Origin of the sequence: Hymenobacter qilianensis (assembly GCF_014489555.1) — a bacterium.
Taxonomy (GTDB): Bacteria; Bacteroidota; Bacteroidia; order Cytophagales; family Hymenobacteraceae; genus Hymenobacter; species Hymenobacter qilianensis.
Genome location: NZ_CP060784.1, coordinates 3,425,801 through 3,448,326, shown reverse-complemented (window position 1 = coordinate 3,448,326; position 22,526 = coordinate 3,425,801). Strand labels below are relative to the sequence as shown.

General features: G+C 56.9%; 21 protein-coding genes and 1 pseudogene. 6 read left to right on the top strand and 16 right to left on the bottom strand.

Going from position 1 to position 22,526, the window contains the following annotated elements:
* Window positions 1–38 precede the first annotated feature (38 nt).
* A pseudogene (locus H9L05_RS15595) lies at window positions 39–1,054 on the bottom strand (2-hydroxyacid dehydrogenase).
* A gap of 459 nt (window positions 1,055–1,513) precedes the next feature.
* Between H9L05_RS15595 and H9L05_RS15590 the strand changes: the two are divergent.
* Together H9L05_RS15590 and H9L05_RS15585 are read left to right on the top strand one after the other, a co-directional pair.
* Window positions 1,514–2,089, top strand: a complete 576-nt coding sequence (locus H9L05_RS15590) for a nitroreductase family protein (RefSeq protein WP_223284493.1) — start codon at window positions 1,514–1,516, stop codon at window positions 2,087–2,089.
* Between the two features lie 4 nt (window positions 2,090–2,093).
* The gene (locus H9L05_RS15585) at window positions 2,094–2,804 is read left to right on the top strand and encodes a pirin family protein (RefSeq protein ID WP_187731717.1); all 711 of its coding nucleotides are present in this window, start codon (window positions 2,094–2,096) and stop codon (window positions 2,802–2,804) included.
* A gap of 282 nt (window positions 2,805–3,086) precedes the next feature.
* Here H9L05_RS15585 and H9L05_RS15580 read toward each other — a convergent pair whose 3' ends face one another.
* The 3 genes from H9L05_RS15580 to H9L05_RS15570 form a co-directional block, all read right to left on the bottom strand.
* Entirely contained in the window at window positions 3,087–4,133 is a 1,047-nt protein-coding gene (locus H9L05_RS15580) for an LLM class flavin-dependent oxidoreductase (RefSeq protein ID WP_187731716.1), read from the bottom strand.
* Window positions 4,134–4,198: 65 nt separating this feature from the next.
* Window positions 4,199–4,993 carry an NADPH-dependent F420 reductase gene (locus tag H9L05_RS15575; RefSeq protein ID WP_187731715.1) on the bottom strand — a complete coding sequence of 265 codons (795 nt, stop codon included), beginning with the start codon at window positions 4,991–4,993 and terminating at the stop codon, window positions 4,199–4,201.
* Window positions 4,994–5,220: 227 nt separating this feature from the next.
* A complete protein-coding gene (locus H9L05_RS15570) occupies window positions 5,221–5,487 on the bottom strand; it encodes an ArsR/SmtB family transcription factor (RefSeq protein ID WP_187731714.1) in 267 nt (88 codons plus the stop codon).
* Between the two features lie 412 nt (window positions 5,488–5,899).
* Here H9L05_RS15570 and H9L05_RS15565 point away from each other — a divergent pair, with 412 nt between their 5' ends.
* From H9L05_RS15565 to H9L05_RS15555, 4 genes are all read left to right on the top strand, one after another.
* Window positions 5,900–6,193 (top strand): hypothetical protein, encoded by a 294-nt coding sequence (locus H9L05_RS15565; protein ID WP_187731713.1) that lies wholly within the window; start codon window positions 5,900–5,902, stop codon window positions 6,191–6,193.
* A 579-nt stretch (window positions 6,194–6,772) separates the two neighbouring features.
* Complete coding sequence (locus H9L05_RS23980) at window positions 6,773–7,264, top strand: class I SAM-dependent methyltransferase (RefSeq protein ID WP_223284492.1); 492 nt, start codon at window positions 6,773–6,775, stop codon at window positions 7,262–7,264.
* Window positions 7,231–7,617, top strand: coding sequence for a hypothetical protein (locus tag H9L05_RS23975; protein ID WP_223284491.1), 387 nt, complete (start codon window positions 7,231–7,233; stop codon window positions 7,615–7,617). Before H9L05_RS23980 ends, H9L05_RS23975 begins: the two co-directional genes overlap by 34 nt.
* Window positions 7,618–7,691: 74 nt before the next feature.
* Window positions 7,692–8,408: a GAF domain-containing protein gene (locus H9L05_RS15555; protein ID WP_187731712.1), complete on the top strand. Its 717-nt coding sequence runs from the start codon at window positions 7,692–7,694 to the stop codon at window positions 8,406–8,408.
* A 71-nt stretch (window positions 8,409–8,479) separates the two neighbouring features.
* Here the strand turns inward: H9L05_RS15555 and H9L05_RS15550 are convergent, their stop codons facing one another.
* From H9L05_RS15550 to mmsA, 12 genes are all read right to left on the bottom strand, one after another.
* Complete coding sequence (locus H9L05_RS15550; protein ID WP_187731711.1) at window positions 8,480–8,839, bottom strand: amidohydrolase family protein; 360 nt, start codon at window positions 8,837–8,839, stop codon at window positions 8,480–8,482.
* The gene (locus H9L05_RS15545) at window positions 8,803–9,915 is read right to left on the bottom strand and encodes an amidohydrolase family protein (protein ID WP_187731710.1); all 1,113 of its coding nucleotides are present in this window, start codon (window positions 9,913–9,915) and stop codon (window positions 8,803–8,805) included. Before H9L05_RS15545 ends, H9L05_RS15550 begins: the two co-directional genes overlap by 37 nt.
* Window positions 9,916–10,018: 103 nt before the next feature.
* On the bottom strand, window positions 10,019–11,185 hold the full coding sequence (locus H9L05_RS15540) for a PAS domain-containing sensor histidine kinase (RefSeq protein WP_187731709.1): 1,167 nt from the start codon (window positions 11,183–11,185) through the stop codon (window positions 10,019–10,021).
* Window positions 11,182–11,997 (bottom strand): alpha/beta fold hydrolase, encoded by an 816-nt coding sequence (locus tag H9L05_RS15535; protein ID WP_187731708.1) that lies wholly within the window; start codon window positions 11,995–11,997, stop codon window positions 11,182–11,184. Before H9L05_RS15535 ends, H9L05_RS15540 begins: the two co-directional genes overlap by 4 nt.
* A 144-nt stretch (window positions 11,998–12,141) precedes the next feature.
* Entirely contained in the window at window positions 12,142–13,674 is a 1,533-nt protein-coding gene (locus H9L05_RS15530; RefSeq protein WP_223284490.1) for an NCS1 family nucleobase:cation symporter-1, read from the bottom strand.
* 64 nt (window positions 13,675–13,738) lie between these two features.
* Window positions 13,739–15,139, bottom strand: coding sequence for an NAD-dependent dihydropyrimidine dehydrogenase subunit PreA (gene preA, locus H9L05_RS15525; protein ID WP_187731707.1), 1,401 nt, complete (start codon window positions 15,137–15,139; stop codon window positions 13,739–13,741).
* A 93-nt stretch (window positions 15,140–15,232) separates the two neighbouring features.
* The gene (locus tag H9L05_RS15520) at window positions 15,233–16,561 is read right to left on the bottom strand and encodes an FAD-dependent oxidoreductase (protein ID WP_187731706.1); all 1,329 of its coding nucleotides are present in this window, start codon (window positions 16,559–16,561) and stop codon (window positions 15,233–15,235) included.
* Between the two features lie 236 nt (window positions 16,562–16,797).
* Entirely contained in the window at window positions 16,798–17,655 is an 858-nt protein-coding gene (locus H9L05_RS15515) for a nitrilase-related carbon-nitrogen hydrolase (protein WP_223284489.1), read from the bottom strand.
* A gap of 273 nt (window positions 17,656–17,928) precedes the next feature.
* Window positions 17,929–19,155 (bottom strand): dihydropyrimidinase, encoded by a 1,227-nt coding sequence (gene hydA, locus H9L05_RS15510; protein WP_223284963.1) that lies wholly within the window; start codon window positions 19,153–19,155, stop codon window positions 17,929–17,931.
* A gap of 345 nt (window positions 19,156–19,500) precedes the next feature.
* The gene (locus H9L05_RS15505; protein ID WP_223284488.1) at window positions 19,501–20,730 is read right to left on the bottom strand and encodes an aminotransferase class III-fold pyridoxal phosphate-dependent enzyme; all 1,230 of its coding nucleotides are present in this window, start codon (window positions 20,728–20,730) and stop codon (window positions 19,501–19,503) included.
* Window positions 20,682–20,852: a hypothetical protein gene (locus H9L05_RS23970; RefSeq protein WP_223285005.1), complete on the bottom strand. Its 171-nt coding sequence runs from the start codon at window positions 20,850–20,852 to the stop codon at window positions 20,682–20,684. Before H9L05_RS23970 ends, H9L05_RS15505 begins: the two co-directional genes overlap by 49 nt.
* A gap of 204 nt (window positions 20,853–21,056) precedes the next feature.
* Window positions 21,057–22,331, bottom strand: a complete 1,275-nt coding sequence (gene mmsA / locus H9L05_RS15500) for a CoA-acylating methylmalonate-semialdehyde dehydrogenase (protein ID WP_262892550.1) — start codon at window positions 22,329–22,331, stop codon at window positions 21,057–21,059.
* Between the last annotated feature and the right edge of the window lie 195 nt (window positions 22,332–22,526).

Here is a 22,526-nt window from a genome sequence, read left to right as displayed (position 1 = left end):
ACTTTTTTCAGCAGAAATCAGAACCGTCTGGCTGGTCGCTAAACGGTCATTGGGGGGCTTTTTTCGAAAGGCACGGCATTTACCAGGCTCTTTCCTTGCTCGAAGTCGGTGATATTTTGCAGGGTGATATGGGCAATACCGTTGAGGGCGTTGGTGGTAAAAAAGGCTTGATGGCCAGTGATGAGCACATTATTGAAAGAGAGCAGGCGCATAAATACGTCGTCCTGAATAACCTTGCCTGAGAGGTCTTCAAAGAATAGGTCGCCTTCTTCTTCGTACACATCCAGTCCTAGGTATTTAATCTTCTCCGATTTAAGCCCCTTGATAACGGCCCGTGCATCAATAATTGCCCCCGGCTGGTGTTAATGAGCATTACCCCGCTTTTCATCTTCGCAATAGACTCCTCGTTGATCAGATGATGGGTTTGGGGCGTGAGCGGGCAGTGCAGTGAAATGATGTCGGACTGCGCGTAGAGGGTATCGAGGTCGGTAAGCTCCACTCCTATCTCCTGGCATTCCGCGGTTGGCCTGATATCATAGCCCAGCACCCGACACCCAAAACCCTTCAGAATACGGGCCGTGACTATGCCAATAGTGCCCAGCCCGATAAGGCCCACGGTGCTGCCGTGCAAATCGAAGCCCATCAGACCCGTCAGGGCGAAGTTGCCTTCCCGCACACGGTTGTAGGCGCGGTGCGTGTGCCGGTTGAGCGTCAGAATCATCGCCAGCGTGTGCTCAGCCACGGCGTAGGGCGAGTAGGCCGGCACCCGTACTACGGGCAAACTCAGGGCTGCTGCCGCTTTGAGGTCCACGTTGTTATAGCCCGCGCACCGCAGGGCTACCAACCGCACGCCGTTGTCGGCCAGTTGGTGCAGCACTGGCTCACTCACCACATCGTTCACAAATACGCACACAACCCCGGCACCCTGGGCCAGCACGGCCGTTTGGGCGTTCAGTGGCACTTCCAGAAACCGGAGCTGGTGACCGAACTCCGCGTTGGCTTCGTTGAAAAACTGCTGATCGTAAGGCTTAGAGCTAAAAAACGTGATGTTCATGCGAAATGGATAAGGAGTAAAAGCGGGAGGTCTGCGCGTATGTTATCAGCCCCCCAACGCATACAAGGCGACTACTCAGTGCCCTGACGGACGGGGTCAGCATCGTATTGCATTTACTAAATATACAACTAAAAGCCCCCAGCGGTAATAATTCCGGAGGGAAACGCAGGCCGCGCCGTACACCGCCCGGCCGGCTTCGCGCAGGTTTCGCGGCCCCTGACCCTGATCGGAAGTTCTTTTGTACGTCGGAGATATATACGCTTGGCTGAATAAATATTGCTTGAAACTATGTATGTACATTAAATGTATATACATTTGTATTCGCTTTAACAATTCAGCAATCCAGGCATACTGCGCAAGAGTCCGCGATTTGTTGGTGGATGCTGGCCCTGAGATAGCGTTTGTACCCAGATCGGACCCGTTTCTGATCCTCTCCATTTTACTACTCGAACATTGATCATGCGAACCGCCCCCACTACTTACCCCGTCAGCGACATGATTCGGCAACGCTGGAGTCCCCGCTCCTTTAGCACCCAGCAAGTAAGCGCCGGAGAACTTAGCCGCGTATTTGAAGCTGCTTCGTGGGCTTTTAGCGCCATGAATGAGCAACCCTGGCGCTATATCTACGCCGATCAGTCGGACCCGGAAGCCTTTAACCGCTTGTTGGAGTGCCTGGTGCCCGCCAACCAGGCCTGGGCCAAACATGCCCCTGTGCTCATCCTTTCTTTGGTAAAAACGCACTACGATAATGGCCACCTAAACCGTACCGCGCAGCACGACGTGGGCGCCGCCAATGCCACGCTTACGCTCGAAGCTACCGCCCTCGGCCTGTCGGTGCATGCCATGGGAGGCTTCGATCTGGACCGCACCCGCGAGCAGTTTGATTTGCCCGAAAACCTAGAGCCCGTGATCTTTTTGGCCCTGGGCTATGCCGGCCCGGCCGAACAGCTGGACGAACCCCTTCGCAGCCGCGAAAATGCCCCCGCCAGCGCAAGCCGCTCGACGAGTTTGTATTTGCCCACCAGTTGCCCGTAACGGTATGAAAACCAGCATCACCAGGTCCGACGAGCGGGGCCGCAAAGACATTGGCTGGCTGAAAAGCAACTTCACGTTTAGCTTTAGCAGCTACGCCAACCCCGAGCGCAATGGCTTTGGCCTGTTGCGCGTGTTCAACGACGACTTCGTGCAGCCCGGCAACGGCTTCGGCATTCATCCGCACACTAATATGGAGATCATCTCCGTGATGCTGGCCGGGAGCATGAACCACAAAGACACCCTGGGCTACACCGAAGTAGTGCATCAGGACTGGGTGCAGATCATGAGTGCTGGCACCGGTATGCGCCACGAGGAGCACAACGTGGGCGATGACGAGGTAAACTTCCTGCAAATCTGGATAGAGCCGAAGCTACAGAATATTGCCCCCCGCTACCAGCGTCGGCAGTTTCCGGAGGCCAAGCGGAAAAACCAGCTGACTACGATTGTCAGCAACGAGGAAGGACAGGCGCATTGCTGGATAAACCAGAACGCCAAACTCTCCCTGGGCTACTACGAGGAGCCCCAAACGGTGGATTACCGTTTCAATCCGCTGAATAAAGCCCTGTTTCTGTTTGTCATCAGCGGCAGCATCACGCTGGCTGGCCAGACCCTTCAGGCTCGGGACAGCATGGGCATCTGGGAAACGGACCACGTTAGCTTGGAGTGCGCTACGGATACGCGCTTTTTACTGATTGAAGCGCCTATAAATCATTAAGTTATAATTGACAGTCTATTACAGAAAAAAGCCGGCGGTTTGTTACCGCCGGCTTTTTTTGTTTTTGGATTAGGTTGTTGAAGAAGGGTTCAGGCTCTGGAGAATTTGAGAATGGATACCATACTTTTATATATTGGAGACAGCCGATTTTCTTGACAAGCTTACATAAAAGATCTTCTAGGACCGTTATTCTTACCCGGCAGCAACGCGGTAGCACCCTCGCCCCTTGCGCGTCGTTCAGCCGCGTATCTAGGCCCCAAGCGACTCCCCTATGGACACTTTCTAGCTCTCTTGATTTAGCTCCCGCATAATTTCGGCAAATAGTCGAGCCGATTTGATTCGGTCATCCAGGGCGTACATGGTCGAGGCGGTGATGAGTTCATCCGCGCCCGTTTCGGCCAGGAAGGCCTGTAGCTGGTGCTTTACAGTTTGCTTGCTGCCCACAAAGGAGTACTTCAGCATTTGCTGCACCGAAGGGTGCTGCCACATTTCCTGCAGCTCATCGGTCATGGGCGTAGGCGGCTGGACGGGTGCTTTCGTATCGCCGGTCAGCATCCCCACAAACATGCGGATGAGGCTCGTAAACAACTGCTGGGCCTCCGCGTCGGTATCGGCCACGAAGGCATTGAGGGCCACGATAACGTAGGGCTGCGGGAGTGCCTCCGACGGCGTAAACTCTGCACGGTAAATCCGCAGCGCGTTGAGCAAGTGATTGGAGGCAAAGTGGCTGGCAAAGGCGTAGGGCAGGCCCAGCTTGGCCGCTAGGTGCGCGCTGTCGGTGCTGGAGCCCAAGATGTAGAGGGGCACGTCGGTGCCCTCGGCCACGGGCGCCCGCACGGCCGCCTGCCGGTTGGCGGGCGAGAAATACGTCTGGATTTTGCCGACTTCGCGGGGAAACGACTGGGCCGCCTGCATAAAATCCGAGCGGATGGCCTGCGCGGTTTGCGTATCGGTGCCCGCCGCCCGGCCCAGCCCCAGGTCGATGCGGCCGGGGTAGAGCTGCGCCAGGGTGCCGAACTGCTCGGCGACAATCAGTGGCGAGTGGTTGGGCAGCATAATGCCCCCCGAGCCCACCCGGATGGTGGCCGTGTTTTCGGCCACGTACCCGATGAGCAGCGACGTAGCGCTGCTGCCCACATTAGCGGAGTTGTGGTGCTCGGCCAGCCAGAAGCGTTTATAGCCGTGCTCTTCGGCAGCCTGGGCCAGGGTCAGCGCGTGATGCAGGGTCTGTTGCAGCGTGGTGCCTTGCGACACGATGGCCAGCTCCAGCATGGAATAGGCAACCGGCGGCTTCTGCTCGCGACGGGTGCTGTTGACGGATAGGGACATGGTTTTTGGTAGTAATGCAGCGGCTATCCTGTCTAGATGGCCGCTGAAAGTGGAGTGAGGCATGATCATCGCGCATGATGACGGGCATAGGAACCCGGGCGCTGCTGGGCGTTATGCAGTACCGAGCGCTCGATAGCTACGATGGCTTTGTGCGTGCGTTCAGTCTCCGGCAGTTGGTAGATCTCTGTAAAGACACGCTCGCGCTCCAAGGCCGACACGTCTTTGTCGGCCAGTGCCAGAGCCTTGGTCAGTTCCGGGGCGGTGAGCTCGGTGCAGTAGGCCGGCGTGCCGGGCTGCTGCCGCCACGAGTCGGCCAGGCTGCCAGCGTCCACCGCGTCGAAGCCCAGGTCGTTGCCGAGGGTGGTCAGCACCTGTTTTGCCCGCGCGTCGTCGCCGGCCAGGGCCAGGGCAATGCGGCCGGGGGTACCGGGGGGCGTGCCGCCGCGGGCAATCGTCTCGGCCAGCAGGTTATTGAGGAACTTGGTGACGGGGCGGCCCAGCTGCTCGGCCACCCACATGCCCTCGACCTGGCCCTGCTCCAGGGCCTCAATACGGCCGTCCCGGAAAGGGATGTAGTTGCCGGTATCCGCCACGATGACGTCGGCGGGCAAAGATCGGAACAGGTCTTTGAGTTCCTGGGGCAAGGCGGCCAGCACGTTGAAGTTGAGGCTAGAAACCAAAACGTCAACGTCCTCCGCTACCTCTTGCTGGGTGGCGGGGGTGGCGCTAAGCTCCTGTGCCATGCGGGCCAGTTCTTCGGGTGGGCGCGTGTTGGTCACTTTTACTTGGTGGCCGGCGGCGACCAGGTACTTGGCCAGGGGGGCACCGACGAAGCCGATGCCAATGATTCCGATTTTCATGGGAGTAAAAAGAGAAGTATAAATATCCGTTTGTTAAGGCCGCAGGGGCTGCTTGGTGCGCTGGAAAACCCTTCTGGTAGGGCAGCCCCCGGTGCTCGTGCGGGGAAAAGAACATGCCGCGGAAGGGCAACACCATTAATAAACACTTAAGCAATTACTTATGTTTAAAATGACTAAAAAGCCCGCCAGTGCATGCGGCGGGCTAGCGGGATACCATCTTATTATTCCTACAGCAGTTGCAGGAAGCTCTCGAGTTCTCGCCGTTTGGCTGGGTTGATGGCCAAGTGCTTATTACGGCCTTCTTTGTGCGAATCGACCAAGCCTGATTCGACCAATATCTTAAGGTGCTGCGACATGGATGGCTGACTGATAGGTACGAATTCAAATAAGTCCGCGCACCCCTTGTTCGTCCCCTTGGCGATTTCCTGCAGGATTCGCAGCCGAGTCGGGTCACTGAGGGCTTTGGCTAGTTTGACGAGAGAATTGGTATCCATTACCGGGGCAAGTTGCCATATTTTTACGCATGCGCATGCGCTGATGTATTCAACAGCGCTAGTCAGCCGAAAGTTTTCTGCGCTTCCTTACTTATTTGCCCAGCTGAGGGGGGCAGCGGTTGGTAGTCAAACTACAAAGTGGACTTTTTTCAAATGAGCGCCATGCTTCAACCAACTCAACATGACCCGAAATGGTATTTCGCTTTCACCTCAGACCAGGTCTACTTGCCGACTAATCGACCCAACGGGTGTTGACGGTCTTATACATAGTAACCTCCAAGTAGGAATTTCTTGTAGTTGGGGATGGATGTGTAGTAGCGCGCTAAATTGTCTTATCGCTTCTAGCCAGCTACTAAATTCCGCTGGAACAAGACTTTAGCCCTAACAGAACAGCCTAGCTTATATTTGCAGCATGAAGCCGCCATTATTCCATCCGGGCCAGCAGGTTATCTGCACCAACGATGACTTTACCTTGCTGCTGGTGCAAAACCCTAATATTCAGACGCCCAAGCGGGGCCCTATCTATACCGTGCGCGGCGTGTACGATACACATCGGGGCTACGGTATTACGCTGCTCGAGATCAATAATGCCGACGTAGCGCCGGGCTTTCCGGAGGCCAACTTCCATGAGTCTCGCTTTGCCCCGGTACCGCCTTTTGAAGAGATTGAGCTTGCGGAGGTAATGGAAGAATACCAAACCGCGTAACCGCCACCATCCGCTTCACCAGGGCGCTACTACTCTTGCCTTATGCTAGGGAGCCTGTTGTACTTTGCCCCCCAGGCAGCATGCTGCTTATACCCAGCACATTATTGTCAGGCAGGAGCTCAAAAACAGGCACATAGTCACTGCTATGTCTTTTTTGGCTTCTACAATAAGCTCCCCGGTACTCGGATCGTATTGGTTTTTCATATACCAAGGCAGTTATATTATTTGAGGAGCGCGATAGCAAACACATTGCCAAGTATTTCCTTAAAAAGATATAACCCTAGTATGGCAAACGGAGGGGTACGACGCGCGCGGCTAGACGCAAGGTGTTGCATATCTATACCGCTTTGGCGCTGCTTGTAAACGGCTTTGTTGATTCAGAATGGAGCGTTGAAATAAGAATGTAAAAACTGCTATATTAGATTAGGCCGGGTGTGAGGCAAACGGCGCTTTCTCACTACCGCTTATTACGCATTCATCTTCAAGAGCTTCCACCCTACCCACCCATACCAGCCCGCGCCACCATCATTGTTTCCTTCCCGCGAACAACATATCCACTTCACTTAACAGGATAACGCTATGGATACGCAACTGGAACAGATCCGAGAGCAGCAAAAGGCAACGTGGAATAAGTTTTCGCCGGGCTGGCGCAAGTGGGACGACTTTACCATGAACTGGCTAAAGCCCATGGGCGATGAGATTATTCAGGCCCTGCAAATACAGCCAACCGACACGGTGCTGGATATTGCGGCTGGCACCGGGGAGCCCGGACTAACTATTGCCGGCCTGGCCAGTCGCGGGAAAGTGGTTATCACTGATCTGGCGGAAGGCATGCTGGAAGTAGCCTGCGATAAGGCCCGCCAAAAGGGAATCAGCAACTTTGAAACAGTGGTGTGCGATGTCAGTGAGCTGCCGTTTGATGATGCTACTTTCGATGCCGTGAGCTGCCGCTTCGGATTTATGTTTTTCCCGGATATGCTGCTGGCCGCTACCGAAATGCGGCGCGTACTGAAGCCGGGGGCAAAATTGCCGCCGCCGTGTGGGGCGTACCCGACAAAAACGTGTGGGTAACGGCCATTATGGGCACCATCCAGCAGAATATAAGTCTGCCCGCTCCTGCGCATGGTGCGCCGGGCATGTTTCGGTGCGGCAGCCCGGGCTTTCTGGCAGGTCTGTTTCGGCAGGCTGGATTTAACAACGTGTCGGAAAAGGAGATAACCGGCAAGCTAGCCTGCGGCAACAACGAGCGCTACTGGAGTTTTATAAACGAAGTGGCGGCACCAGTAGTGGCGGCCCTAAGCAAAGCGGATGAGGCCACCACCGAAAAGATTAAACAGCAGGTATTTGAGCTGGTAGATCAGAAATATCCTGATAAGAAGGCGGCGCTTGATTACGGAGCTGTGGTCGTGACAGGCGAAAAATAGAAAATTGCACTTTGCCGAAGGTGCCTTACCTTCGCTTACACCTCTATCTCTGCTTACCTAACGCCGGCTGTTTCATGTCTGAAGTTCCTTCTTGGCTACTCCCCGAGGACGAAGCCGCCCGGCTAAGCACCCTGCGCTCCTACGACTTGCTGCCGGCACTCCGCGAAACGGTTTTTGATGAGCTGGTGGCCCTTACGGCCCGCATTTTCAGCCTGCCCATTTCGCTGATTGCCCTCGTAGACGAAGAGCAGGTATTTTATAAAGCCAACCATGGCATGCCGGGCAATGAAAAGCAGCCCCGGAAGGAAGCTTTGTGCTCTACGGCTATTCTCAACGAAAAAGCCGTGGTGTATCAGGATGTGGAACAAGAACAGAGTCCGCTGATTACGTCGCAGGCGGCGCAGGCGGCCCGCACCAACCAGCTCCGGTTTTACGCAGCAGCTCCCCTGCGCATGCCCGACCGCCAACCCATTGGTGCTCTGTGTATTATAGATCGGCAACCCAGAGTTTTCAGTGAAGATGAGCAGCGCATGCTGGAAAAACTGGCGGCCGTGGTGAGTCATACGGTGGCTGTAAGGCAGGTGTGCCGCACCCAGCCGGATGGCGAAACGCGCTGGAAGATGGTGCGGATGCAGTTGCAGGAAGAGGTGCAGGCACTGCGGGCGCTGGTGCGCTACCTGCTCACGCGCTACGGCACCACCGTGCCCGTACCACCGGCGCTGCTGGCGCAGTTTGAGCGCCGCCTGCCCGACCTGCACGAGCTGCTCGATCAGTACCAATACCAGGAGTAGCTACGCCGCCCGCGTTTTCGGCTGGGTGCGTTGATGGCGAAATTTGCCCCCCAGATAGCTTTTCCAGCCTGTTAGTTCAGGCCTACTTTGCCTTTCATCGTCTCGAATAGCTTGGCTGAATCGAAGCCCACGCCTTTCTTGAACACGATTTCCATGCGGCGCACCTGCTGAATATCCTTTTCCGGGTCGCCATTGATCAAGATCAGATCGGCTTGTTTGCCTGCCTCAATGGTGCCAATTTCTTTCTCGCGCCCCAGATAGATTGCGCCGTTCAGGGTGCTGATTTTGATGGCCTGAACCGGCGTAAAGCCGCCCTCCACGAGCAGCTCCAGCTGGCGGCGGTTGGAATAGCCCGCAATCGTGCGGCCCGCGCCCGTGGGATCGGTGCCGGATACTAAAAGCCCCCAGCGTCGTAGAACTGCTTTTCCCACACCATTTCTTTCTTGAACAGGCGCAGGCTGGCTGTATCCTTATTCTGGTTTTGCTGCCAGGTGGCCTGCTCTCGCTCCTGTAGTTGCGGAATCAGGGCTTCCATCCCGCCGCCCAGCACTACTTCGCGGCCCGTATATGGCTCAAACACAGGCAAGGTGGAGGTAAGAGCCACACGCTTACTGACCAAAAAACTGATCAGACTTTTCATCTCCGGACTGTTCACCGGCAACCGCAGCAGCGCCTGGCGGGACGCTGGGTAGTCGGCCACGTCGGGGGCTTTGTTGGGCATGAAGTCAGAGCTGGCCATAAAGCCGTGCTCAAGGTTGTCGATGCCGATTTCGGCGGCTTCCCGGTATGTGATGGAGGCCAGATGGCCCGTTACCTTGAGCTTGCGCTGGTGGGCTTGCTCCACCACGGCCTTGAGGTCGGCGCGGGTGGCGTGCATGTACATCTTAAAGGAAGTGCAGCCTTTATCGGCCCAGAATTTCGTGCTTGCGGCTGCATCCTCGGGCCCATTGATGGTGTTCAGGGCCGGAATATCCAGGCTCGGCTCTTCCATGTAGGGCGCCGTCACGTCCATGTCGGGACCGATGAGCTTGCCCTCCCCGATCAGGCGCTTGATGGCCAGATCGGTTTGGGGCTCAATGCTGCCCGCCGTGCGGATGGTGGTAGCACCGCCGGCCAGGTACAGGCGCGGAAAGGAATACGGCATCTGGGCGATGTTGAAAAAGCCCCCCATCGGCATGGTGTAGTACAGGTGCTCGTGCAGCATCACCAGGCCGGGAATCAGCGTTTTGCCCGCGCAGTTGATCACCTTCGCGTCGGCGGGCACTTTCACCTTTTTCACCGGCCCCACCTGCACGATCCGGCCCTGCTTGAGCAATACAGTTTGGTGCAGCAGCGCCGGCCGACCCGTTCCGTCAATGATTTTGGCATCGACCAGGGCCACGGACGGCTCCTGCACTTTGATGAACTCCTGCACTTGCGGAGTAAACTGCTGGGCAAAGCCGGGCACAAAGGAACCTAGCAGGAGAAGAGCGCTCAGCACCAGATGCCAACGAGTAGAAAAAGCCATAAAAGAAAGTTGGCGTGAAATGCACGAGTATACGATACAAGCGACCCGTTGGGGGTGCCCGCCTCTCAACCCTAAAGTAGCGCTAAAAAGCCGCTCCCGCTACCTACTGCGGCAGATACAGATGAAACGTAGTGCCCTTCCCCACCTCGCTTTCAACCTCAATTTGCCCCCCAGCCTGCGCCACCAGTCGGTTTACCAGATACAGCCCGATACCTACGCCCTCCACCTCGGGGTGAAAGCGCCGGAAAAGCTGAAAGAGCTGGCTCCTGTGGCGTTCAATGTTAATTCCGCGCCCGTTGTCCTGCACGCTTAATACGGGCACTTCGTTTTCGAGCCTTGTGCTTACCCGAATACGGGGCGGGCGGCTTGGGTCGGCATACTTGAGCGCGTTGCTGAGGAGATTGTAGAGAATACTTTGCAGGGCGGTACGGGCAATGCGCAAGGTGGGCACGGCCGAAAAATCAAGCGTAAATACCTCCTTTACCTCCCGGGGCTGCAAGCTGCGTACAATTTCCTCGGTGAAGGGCAGCAAGTCTACCGCCTCGGTAGCGGCCTGCTCCAGCTCCCGGGGCCGCTGCACTACCTCCGTCAGGCCTTCAATAGTTTTCAGAATTTGCTGCAAAGCCTGATCAAACATGCCGATCATCTTGTCGGCTTCGGGGTCATGGAAGGTGGCAATGGCCTTGAACTCGGCCAGCAGTCCGGCCATATTATGGATGGGCTGCTTGAGGTCGTGGGAGGCAGTGTACACGAAGCCGTCCAGGTCGGCATTGATGCGGGTGAGCTGCTCATTCTGGCGCTGCAGCAGCTCCTGCTGCTTTTCGGCCTCCTCTTTTGCCCGCACCAGCTCCTGCTCAAACTTGCGCCGGTCGGTGATATCGAACAGCGTAACGCGAATGAGCAGCGGGTTGCCTTCGGTATCGCGGCGCAGCACCGCATTCATCAGCACGGGCAGAACGGAACCGTCCTTGCGGCGCAGCGAGTAGCTTATTTCCCGTACCTGACCCTGCAAAATGAGCAGGGGCGCACAGTGCATTTCGTAGTGCAGGCGCCCACCCACCGTAAATAGCTGCTGCAGGCACAAACGGGCCACCAGCTCCTCACGCGCGTATCCCAGCCACTCCAGCATCGTCTGATTTACCTTTACCAGCGTGCCATCGGGCAGGCAGGAACAGTAGCCGCAGGGCGCGTGCTCGTAGAGGTCATCCGGATTTTCTTCCGTCAGCCGCAGATCAAGTTCGGGCAATGGCTTTTCGTCAGCCTCACTCATAGGCTGGATACGCTAGTTACCGGTTCTAGATACGCCTTGATAGCTTTGATAGTAGCTTCTGGGGCACTCAAATGCGGACAATGGCCCGAGGTATCCAGCACCACGAGCTGGCTGTGGGGTATATGCTGGTGCAAAAAGCCCCCCACGGCCAACGGGGCCAGCGCATCGTAGGCACACTGCAAAATCAGCGTTGGGGTGCGCACCAAGGACAGATCAGCGCGATTATCGGACAGGAAAGTGACCCGGGCAAAGTGCCGGGCAATGGTCGGGTCGGTGTTGCAAAAGCTGTTGTTAAGCTCCTCCGTCAGCACAGGCCGGTCGGCATGGCCCATAATCATGGGCGTGATGGCCGCCGACCAGCCCAGGTAGTTGTTGTCCATGGTTTCCAGCAGCTCCTCAATGTCCGTGGCCTCAAAGCCGCCGGTATAGCCGGCATCGTTGAGGTAGCGCGGCGAGGGCGCCACCAGCACCAGTCGGGAAAACAATGCCGGCTCCTGAATGGCGGCCAGCACCCCGATCATGGCACTCACGGAGTGGCCCACAAACACGACATCCGACAGATTCAGCGTCCGCAGTACTTCTCGGATATCCTCCGCGTGAGCGGCTAAGCTGCTGTAGCGAGCGGGGTCGTAAGCCGTCAGATCTGACTGCCCGGCGCCTACCAAATCAAGCAGTATCACCTGGTAGTGCGCCTCGAAAGCCGGAGCTACCAGCCGCCACATGCGCTGGTTGCAGCCAAAGCCGTGCACAAAAACCATGGCCTGCGAACCGGCCCCACTTATCCTTACATTATTGCGCTTCAAGACGTCCATAGCTGCGAATCTAGCCGGTTATACGAGCCCGGCACCATCTTGATACCGCAACCCGAGCCGCAAAGGTAGACGACGCAGTCAGCAACCTCCAGCAGAGGGTCTTACAAATTCCGTTTTTGGGGCAAAGCCACCCGCCACGCGCTTTTAGATGGAGCTTACCTGAAACTCGCCTTGCGGTTGGGTTGGCGCCTGCACTACCGGCTGCTTCTGCCCGCTCATGAGCAGCAGGTAGGAGCCGGCCGAAATAAAGAATCCCACAAACCACGCGTAGTCGTACACGGCCACCAGCCAGGGCCACACCGCGCCCTTGGGCAGCAGGCCAATGATGGTAAGAAAGCCGGGAATGTTCGGCAAAATGCCCCCCAGAAGCGCCAGCAGGGCTTTCACGTTGAAACCACTCTGGTAAGCATAGCGCCCATCGTACTGATAGAGGTCGGGCAGGTGCAGCAGCTGCTTGCGGATAAAATAATAATCGGCAATCATGATACCGCCAATAGGCCCCAGCAGCGCCGAGTAGCCCACCAGCCAGGTGAAAATGTAGCCCGAAGGATCGGCAATCAGCTTCCAGGGAAAGATCAGGATGCCGATGATGCCGGTGATGTAGCCGCCCGTTTTGAAGCTGATCCGGGCCGGCGACAGGTTGGCAAAGTCGTTGGCCGGACTCACAATGTTGGCCGCAATGTTGGTAGCCAGCGTGGAAAGCGCCACCGCCACCATCGCGATGCTCACCAGCAGCTTGCTCTCAAACCGGCCCGCCAGCACCACCGGGTCCCAGATGGTTTGGCCGTAAATAATAAAGGTGGCCGAGGTAACCACCACCCCAATGAAAGCGAAAAGCGTCATGGGCAGCGGCAGGCCCAGCGCCTGGCCCACCACCTGGGCCCGCTGGCTTTTGGCGTAGCGCGTAAAGTCCGGGATATTAAGCGACAGCGTGGCCCAAAATCCCACCATGCCCGTCAGCGACGGAAAAAAGAAAGCCCAAAACTCCGCCGACGAGCTGAATTTAGAAGGCTGTGCCAATATCGGCCCCAGTCCATTGCCCGCCTGTATGGCCCAGAACAGCAGAGCCAGCGCCGCGAAAGGCAGGAAGAACGCCTTGAACACGAGCAGCTTGCGGATGCTGTCTACCCCGCGGTGCACCACGACCATATTCAGCAGCCAAAACAGCAGAAACAGCAGCGCCGGCCCCGTCTCCAAAGACCACGAAGCGGGGAAAACGGCCTGCAGCGTAGCCAGCGCCGGCACCCACAGCTTGGCCATTTGATACAGCGCGTATCCTCCTATCCAGGTTTGGATGCCAAACCACCCGCAGGCAATAATGGCGCGCAGCATAGCCGGAATATTTGCCCCCCGCACCCCAAAACTCACCCGCGCAAACACTGGAAACGGAATGCCATAGGTAGCGCCGGCCCGCCCGTTCAGAATCATCGGGGCCAGCACAATGCTGTTACCCAGAAAGATAGTCAGGATAGCCTGCCACCAGTTCATGCCGCCCTCAATAAGGGAGCTAGCCAGCATGTACGTCGGAATGCACAGGCTCATGCTGATCCAGAGCGCGGCGTAATTCCAGGTATTCCAGGTGCGCTCCCCCAGGGCAACGGGGGCCAGGTCTTCACTGGTCAGGCCGGGCGCTGGGGGCTTTTTGGTAGCTGCTGGGTCGTTTCCATTTGAAAACAATTTACTCGTATAAATAACTGAATTACTTATATATACACCGCGCTTTCTCCAGCAGCAAGTAAGGTCACTCTTTCCTTACCAGATCATTCACTACTGAAGCTGGCGTTCCCAGTTGGCGGGCCTTGCCAGGCAGGGTTTTGTGCTTTTCTTTTCCAAGGGCGGCGGTGGGTTCGGGCACCCAATGATGCAGGCCGCCGGCCCGCTCGTCGTTGAAGTCGGTCGGGATGGTGCCGGCCAGGGTGCGCTCCTTCCAGGTCAGGTGTTCGGTGCCATCGTCGGTGCGCTCCATGGTGATGCAGTTTTCAACGGGGCACACCAACGAGCACAGATTGCAGCCTACGCAGTTTTCCTCAATGATTTCGGGTACGCGGGTGCCTTCACGCAGGCCAATGGCTTGGTGGGCCCCGTCTTCACAAGCCGTGTAGCAGAGCTGGCAGCCGATGCACTTATCTTCGTGAATGTTAGCCGTAACCTTGTACTTCAGGTTGAGGTCTTCCCAGTGCTTCACGTTGGGCAGCGCCTTCCCGACCATGTCATAAATGGTGTGGAAGCCCTTCTCCGTCATGTACTGCTCCAGCCCTGCCGTCATCTCGCGGATGATGCCGAAGCCGAAGTGCATGGCGGCCGTGCACACCTGCACTGAGCTGGCTCCCAGCAATATATGCTCCACGGCATCGCGCCAGTTCTCAATCCCGCCGATGCCGGAGATGGGCAGCTGCACGTACGGATCCTGGGCGCAGTTTTTCACCATGTTCAGGGCAATGGGCTTCACGGCCGGGCCGCAGTAGCCGCCGTTCGTGCCCTTGCCATCCACAATGGGGTACGGCGCAAACTGGTCAAGATCAACCCCCACGATGCTCTGAATGGTATTGATCAGGGAAATGGCGTCGGCCCCGCCTAAGCGGGCGGCCCGGGCGGGCTCCGTGATATCGGTAATGTTGGGCGTGAGCTTCACAATGACCGGAATCTGAGCTACTTCCATCACCCATTCCACGATGGTGCGCAGCACGTCCGGCTCCTGCCCTACCGCCGAGCCCATGCCCCGCTCGCACATACCGTGGGGGCAGCCAAAGTTAAGCTCCACCCCGTCGGCGCCGGCGCTGGTCACGTCGCGCATAATCTGGTGCCATTCTTCCCGGCTCTGCACCATGAGAGAGGCAATGACGGCGTGGTGGGGAAAATGCTTTTTCACTTCCTCAATCTCCCGCAGGTTATCGATCAGTGGCCGGTCCGAAATCAGCTCAATGTTGTTGAACCCGACCAAGCGCTTGTCGCGGTAATTAACCCCGCCGTAGCGGCTCGATACGTTCACGACCGGCACGCCCAGCGTTTTCCAGACCGCCCCACCCCAGCCGGCATCAAAGGCCTTCATTACCTGGTAGCCTGAGTTGGTAGGCGGCGCCGAGGCCAGCCAGAAAGGATTTGGCGACTTAATTCCGGCGAAATTTATGGAGAGGTCCGGCATGGAAGAGTCAATTGTAAGAGCGCCATTGAGCGCTCACTCGTTGGGTACTTAGTTATAGTGCTTCACTAGCGCCGCCTACACGTTGGGGGCTTTTTACCTAGCCGACAGGTAGTGGTGAATGCCGCGAGCCGCCACCTTGGCTTCAGCGGCAGCATTTACTACTTCCGCACCGCCATTCAGGGCATCACCGGAGGTAAAGTATTGGGGGTTCGTGGTTTGATACGTGTGTGCATCAGCTACAATCCGGCCTTTGCCATCGAGCTGCAACCCAGGAATTAAGCTCAGAAAAGACGTTTGTTTGGCTTGGCCGGTGGCTTTGATCACCATGTCGCAGGGCTCCACGAACTCGCTGCCGGGCAGGGCCTGCACTTGCCCATCCACGGTGGCCGTGCGAATAAACCGGACGCCCGCTACCCGGCCATTGCCCACAATCTCGACTGGGGCCACATTGAACAGGCCCTTTACGCCCACACTCTTGGCCAAATCGTACTCAAACTCGTAGGCGCCCATATCATCTTTGCCGCGCCGGTAAGCCAGAATCACGTCTTCCGCACCCAGGCGCGCCGATTCGGAGGCCGCGTCCATAGCGGTGTTGCCGCCGCCCAGCACAATCACCTTGCGGCCCACCAGTATCTGGTGGTGCTCACGCCGAAGCTGCTCGATAAACTCCACGGCCCCCACGCAGTTTTCGCGCTCCTCACCCGGCAGCAGCAAGGCGTTGGTTTTGCCCAGGCCAATGCCCAAAAAGATGGCATCGTAAGCTTCTTCGAGCGCCAACAAATCGGGCCGCGAGCAGATGGGCGAATTATATTGAACCCGGTAGCCAAACTGAGCCTGGAGATAGTCCATCTCGGCCAGCACTTCCTCGTTGGTGATTTTGTAGGGCGCTACGCCGTGCACCGTGAGGCCCGAGGGTTGGCTTTTGGCTTCAAATATGTCCACCTCATAGCCCAGGGCCCGCAGTTCACAAGCGCAGGAAATGCCGGCCGGACCCGCCCCGATAATGACCACCTTGCGGCCGTTCGGCTGCCCCGGTTCAAAAAGGTACTTGTGGCTCTCAACTACTTGGCGCGTAGCAAAACTTTGCAGGCGGCCAATCTCTATCGGCTTCACATCCTGCAAGTTGTACACGCAGGCCCCTTCGCATAGCACCTCTGTGGGGCACACCTTACCGCAGGCGTTGCCGAAGTAGTTGGCCTCGTAAATAGTACGGGCGGCTCCAGTCACGTTCCCCGTATTGATCTGCCGGATAAACTGCGGAATATCAATACCCGTGGGGCAGGCTTTTATGCAGGGCGCATCGAAGCAAAACAGGCAGCGCGAGCTTTCGTACAGCGCCTCCGTATTATTCATCCGGGGCTTAAGCTGGGCGAAGTTCGCGTGAAACTCCTGTTCGGAAGTGGGGGGCAAATACTCGGCCATTGGGCTGGCAATCAGTTAGAAAGGTCTTATTCGTTTGTTCATCATCTTACTACTGTCACCCATTGGCCATCCTTCCCTCCGTCTGTCATCCTGACGAAGGAAGGACCTTATGGGATGAGAACGAGTCGTTGTTACACTAGGCGTTCTGGCGTGATAAGGTCCTTCGCAAGCTCAGGATGACAGACGAAAGATGACAGGGAAAAAGATATGATAGCCAAATAAAGGCGCTCAGCAGCCTACAGCTCCACCAGCTTCTCGTAGGTTTCGGGGCGACGGTCGCGGAAGAACTGCCAGGTGGCGCGCACCTCCTCAATCATGTCGAGGTCAAACTCTGCTACCAACAACTCATCTTTATCCTCGGAGGCTTGGGCGAAAATTTGCCCCCTGGGGTCCACGAAGTAAGACGAGCCATAGAACTTGCCCAGATTCCAGGGCTTTTCCTCCCCTACGCGGTTGATGCAGCCCATAAAGTAGCCATTGGCAGCGGCGTGCGCCGGCTGCTCCAGTTTCCACAGATACTGCGAGAGGCCCGCCACCGTAGCTGAAGGATTATATACGATTTCGGCTCCGCTCAACCCCAGCACACGGGCGCCATCAGGGAAGTGCCGGTCATAGCAGATGTAGACGCCGATCTTGGCGTATTTGGTTTGAAAAACGGGGTAGCCGAGGTTGCCGGGCTTGAAAAAATACTTCTCCCAGAAGCCCGAGGTGTGCGGGATATGGTTCTTGCGGTACTTGCCCAGGTAAGTGCCATCGGCATCAATGACGGCGGCCGTGTTATACAAAAAGCCCGCGGCCTCCTTTTCATACACCGGCACGATGATGACCATGTTGTACTTCTTGGCGTACTCCGCCATGCGTTCCGTCGTGGGGCCCGGCACCGCTTCCGCCGACGCATACCAGGCATTATCCTGGCCGGGACAGAAGTAAGGCGTGTTAAAAATCTCCTGCAAACACAGGATTTGCACGCCCTGCTTACCCGCTTCTTCTATGAAGGGAATATGCTTTTGCACCATCGCTTCCTTGATTTCCGCAATGGAACCTTCGCCCTCGGTCATGGGCAAACTCATCTGGATAAGACCGGATTTAATCATTCGTGGCATGAGCTGAGGGATTCAGGGTTGGAGAGTTGGAAGAGTATCGAAGCTAAAAGCGAAGGAGGAGCTAAGGGTAGTTAGCCAAAGCGGTAGAACAACTCGCGTTTGTCATGCAGAGCATTCTGCGCATGAAGCAGCGACGAAGCATCTCGCGTGCTGACTCAAGGTTAGTAATCTAATGGCGCGAGCGAGATGCTTCGGCTCCGCCTCTGCATGACGGTCTTGGAAAAAGCCCCCCGCTTTAGCTTTTATCATCTTAGTATAAGTTAGTTAGAAAATCGTTGGCCCGCGTTTGATGAACTGCCCGTAGCCTTTCTCCACCTGAGGTTGGCCATCGAGGATGGCCACCTGTCCGCGCAAGACCACGGTTTCAATCTTGCCTGTCAGCTCCCAGCCTTCGTAGGCCGAGTAATCGACGTTCATGTGGTGGGTGGCGGCGGAGATGGTGTGCTGGCGCTCGGGGTCGATGATGATTAAATCGGCGTCGGCGCCGATGCTGATCGTGCCTTTGCGGGGAAACATGCCGAAAATTTTGGCCGCGTTGGTGGCCGTCACGGCTACGTACCGCTGCAAGCTGATGCGACCCTTGCTCACGCCTTCCGAGAACAGCAGTTCCATGCGGTGCTCAATGGCGGGGTGCCCATTCGGGATTTTGGAAAAGTCATGCTGGCCCATTTGCTTTTGCTCCCACAGAAAAGGACAGTGGTCGGTGCCCACTACTTGCACTAGGCCTTGATTAATGCCCGCCCACAGCGTTTCCTGGTCCTTTTTCTGGCGCAGCGGCGGCGACATCACCACTTTTGCCCCCTCGAAATCCTCACCGTAGAGGGAGGCATCGAGCAGCAGATACTGAATGCAGGTTTCGACAAAAACGCGCTGGTTGCGGCGGGTTGCTTCGCGCACCTGGTTCAGGGCGCCCTCGCAGGTCAGGTGCACGATGTAGGCATTGACGCCTGTGTAATTGGCAATGTCAGTGAAGCGGCCGGAGGCTTCCGCCTCAGTTACTTCTGGTTGGGACAAATAGTGGTACAGCGGCGACATCTTGCCTTGGGCGCGGTGCTGAGCTATAAGCGTGTCAATCATGTCGCCGTTGGTGGCGTGCACCGTTACTAGGGCGCCGTGCTTTTTTACTTCCTGCATAAGGCCCACCAACTGCGCATCATCGATCATGAGCGCGCCTTTATAGGCCAGGAACACCTTGAAAGACGTGATGCCCTCACCCACCATTTCCGCAATTTCGGCCTTGGTCTGCTCATTAAAATCCGTCACGGCCATGTGAAAAGAGTAGTCACCGACGGCGTTGCCGGTGGCCCGCCCCTGCCACTCCGTAAGGGCTTCGCGCAGGGAGTGCCCCTGTTTCTGAAGCACAAAGTCGATGACCGTGGTGGTGCCGCCGTGCAGGGCGGCGCGGGTGCCCGTCTCGTGGGTGTCGCTGCTGAAGGTGCCCATGAAGGGCATATCGAGGTGGACGTGCGGATCGATGCCGCCGGGCAGCACCAATTTGCCCCCGCGTCGATTACCTGATCCGCGGTATCGGGCAGGTTGCGGCCGATAGCGACGATGGTTTCGCCCTCGATAAGCACATCACAAACACTGTCGGAATCAGCCGTCACGACACGGCCGTTTTTAATGAGCAGAGACGCCATTCAGAGAGGAAAAGTGTAGAGGATAGGGACTAAAAATTTATCATTTTTTCTTTACAAATTCAAATAGCTATATGTGGTTAAATTTTCCCTTACCCAAGTTTTAGCCAAACCAAATCCTAACCTCCAGCCACAGCCGGAGTTCAACAGCACTATTTAACTGGCTCTAAAGCAAGGAAAAAAGCCCCCAGACGCGCTATTAGCCGTGGGTATGCTGGTCGGCAATCCGGATAGCCTGGGAAATAATGTCTAATCCTTCTTCCACTTCCTCTTTAGTAATATTTAGCGGCGGCGCGATAAAAATATAATTCCAGCGCACGAAGGTGTACATACCCAGCTCCCGAATCTTGGCCGCCACCTGATTCATAACTTCCATCTGGTCGGGCGCGGCGTTCCAGGGCGCCATGGGCTCCTTCGTGGTGCGATTCTTTACCAGCTCCAGGCAGCCCAGCAGGCCCGTGTTGCGCCAGTCGCCGATGCTGGGGTGCTCTCCCATCAAATCACAGATGCGGGCGTCCAGGTAGCGCCCCATTTTGGCCGCGTTCTCCACCATGTTTTCCTCCTCGTAAATGTCGAGCACCGCGACGGCCGCCGCGCACGACACGGGATGAGCCGAATAAGTCAGGCCAAGAGGCAAGGGCTTGTCATTGAAGGAAGCGGCAATCTTTTCGTCCACCATCACGGCCCCTAGGGGCAGGTACCCGGCCGTGATGCCTTTGGCCATGGCCATCATATCCACTTTCACTCCGTGGTGGTCAGAACCGAACCATTTGCCGGTGCGGCCAAATCCGCTCATTACCTCGTCGGCAATGAGCAGGATGCCGTACTTGTCGCAGATGCTGCGCACCCGCTGCCAATACGTTGGGGGATATTTTATGCAGCCTGATGTCCCCGATTCGCCTTCCATCAGAATGGCGGCTACGTTGCCCGGCCCCTCATATTGAATAACCCGTTCCATGTGGGCCGCTGCCCGCTCGGCGCACTCTTCGGGCGTGGTGCTGTACCAGGGGCAGCGGTAGAAATAAGGGTTTTCCACGTGCACCACGCCCGGCATAGCCTGGCTGTCCACGGCCAGCTTGCGCGGATCGCCGCCGGCACTGATGGCGCCGTACGAAGCACCGTGAAAAGACAAATAAAGGGTTACGATTTTGTGGCGGCCGGTGTATATGCGTGCCAGCTTAATGGCATTCTCAATAGACTCCGCTCCGCCTAAGGTGAAAAAGGCCTTGGTCAGGTTGGGGGGCGTTATTTCGGCCAGCCTCCGCCCTAAGTCGCCGCGGGTTTTGGTAATCATGCCCGGATACACGTAGCTCAGCTCCTGCATCTGCGCGGCCACCGCCTCCGTCACTTTCTGATTGCCGTGGCCGATGTTCACGTTCATCAGCTGGGAGGAAAAATCAATGTAGCGCTTCCCATCACGGTCGTACACATATACCCCTCGGCCCGCTCAGCATTTATCGGGTTCAGCCCCGCCTGCTTCGACCAAGAGAAAAGCGTGTAGTCAAGGTTATCTTGTAGGATCTGCTGCTTATCGTGGGTGAGGGTTTCCATGGTGGGGTAGGTTTATTTGTTTTTGGTCATGCTTGATCTGGCGTCCGCTTGCCGATGGAACTTTACTGTAATAGTAAACTCAACGAAGCGGCAGAGATGCTTCGACCAGCGGACGCCAGATCAAGCATGACGGTTACTTTGGCAACATCAGCATGCGAGATGCTTCGCTGCCGCTCTGCATGACGGCCTTTATCGATTAGGTTTCTAACTCATCCAGTTCGTGCGCGACTCAGGGTTCCACTTGGTGGTCACCTTCTTAAGCTGGGTCCAGAACTCGATGGAGCTTTTGCCGGTAATGTCGCAGGCGCCGAACTTCGACTCATTCCAGCCCCCGAAGGAGAACGGCTCCCGCGGCACGGGTACCCCGATGTTGACCCCGATCATGCCGGCCGAGGCGTTTTCCATCACATAGCGGGCTAGCCCCCCACTTTGCGTAAACACCGACGCGGCATTACCATAGTTAGACGCGTTTTCAATGGCAAGGGCTTCATCCAAATCGTGGGCCCGAATGATGGCCAGCACCGGGCCGAATACTTCCTCCCGCGCAATGGCCATATCGGGCGTTACATGGTCAATAACTGTGGGACCTACATAGTAGCCATCTTCATTGCCGGCGACTACGGCGTTGCGGCCATCCAGCAGGATATGGGCGCCAGCTTGCTCCGCCTCAGTGATGTAGCGCTCAATTCGCTCCTTGGCTTGGCGGCTGATTACCGAGCCTAGGTTCTTACCCGGTACAATCTTGCGGGCTTCTTCCACCAAGCGGGAAATAATGGGCTCCACGGCACCCACAGCTACCATCGCGGAGCCAGCCATGCAGCGCTGCCCGGCGCAACCCGACATTGAAGCCGCCACATTGGAAGCAGTCATGTCCACGTGGGCATCGGGCAGCACAAGCAGATGGTTTTTGGCCCCGCCCAGGGCCACGCAGCGTTTCAGATTAGAAGTAGCGCGTTGATACACCACTTTGGCAATCTTGGTGGAGCCCACAAACGACACCGCTTTAATATCGGGATGGTCGCAGATGGCCTCCACAATCTCCTTGTCGCCGTGCACGATGTTGAGCACGCCATCGGGCAAACCGGCTTCCTTTAGCAACTCGGCGATGCGGCCGGCGCTGATGGGCACTTGCTCCGAGGGCTTCAGAATCATGCAGTTACCCAAGGCAATAGCGTTCGGCACCGTCCAGTGCGGAACCATATTCGGGAAGTTGAACGGCGCGATGGAGGCCACCACACCCAGGGGCTTGCGGTCCACGCGGCACTCCACGCCCGCGCTTACTTCCATCATCTCGCCGGCTACTAGTTGGGGCAAGGAGCAGGCGAATTCCGTCAGCTCGATGGCTTTTTCGACTTCGGCCCGCGCCTCGTCCGTCGTCTTGCCGTTTTCCTCGCGCACCAGGGCCGTCAGCTCCGTCAAGTGCTTTTCCAGCAAAGTTTTATAGCGGTAGAAAATCTGGACCCGCTCCTTGATTGGCATCGCCGACCAGGCCGGAAAAGCCCCCGCGCCGCTTCCACCGCTTGGTTCAGGGCATCCATCCTGCTCAGGGGTACCGTCGAGATTACCGCGCCGCTGATGGGGCTGAAAACTTCGAGGGTGCGGGCGCTGGCGTCCGCTACAAATTGTCCGGCGATATAGTTGCGCACCGCGGGGTACTTCAGAACGTCGACTTCC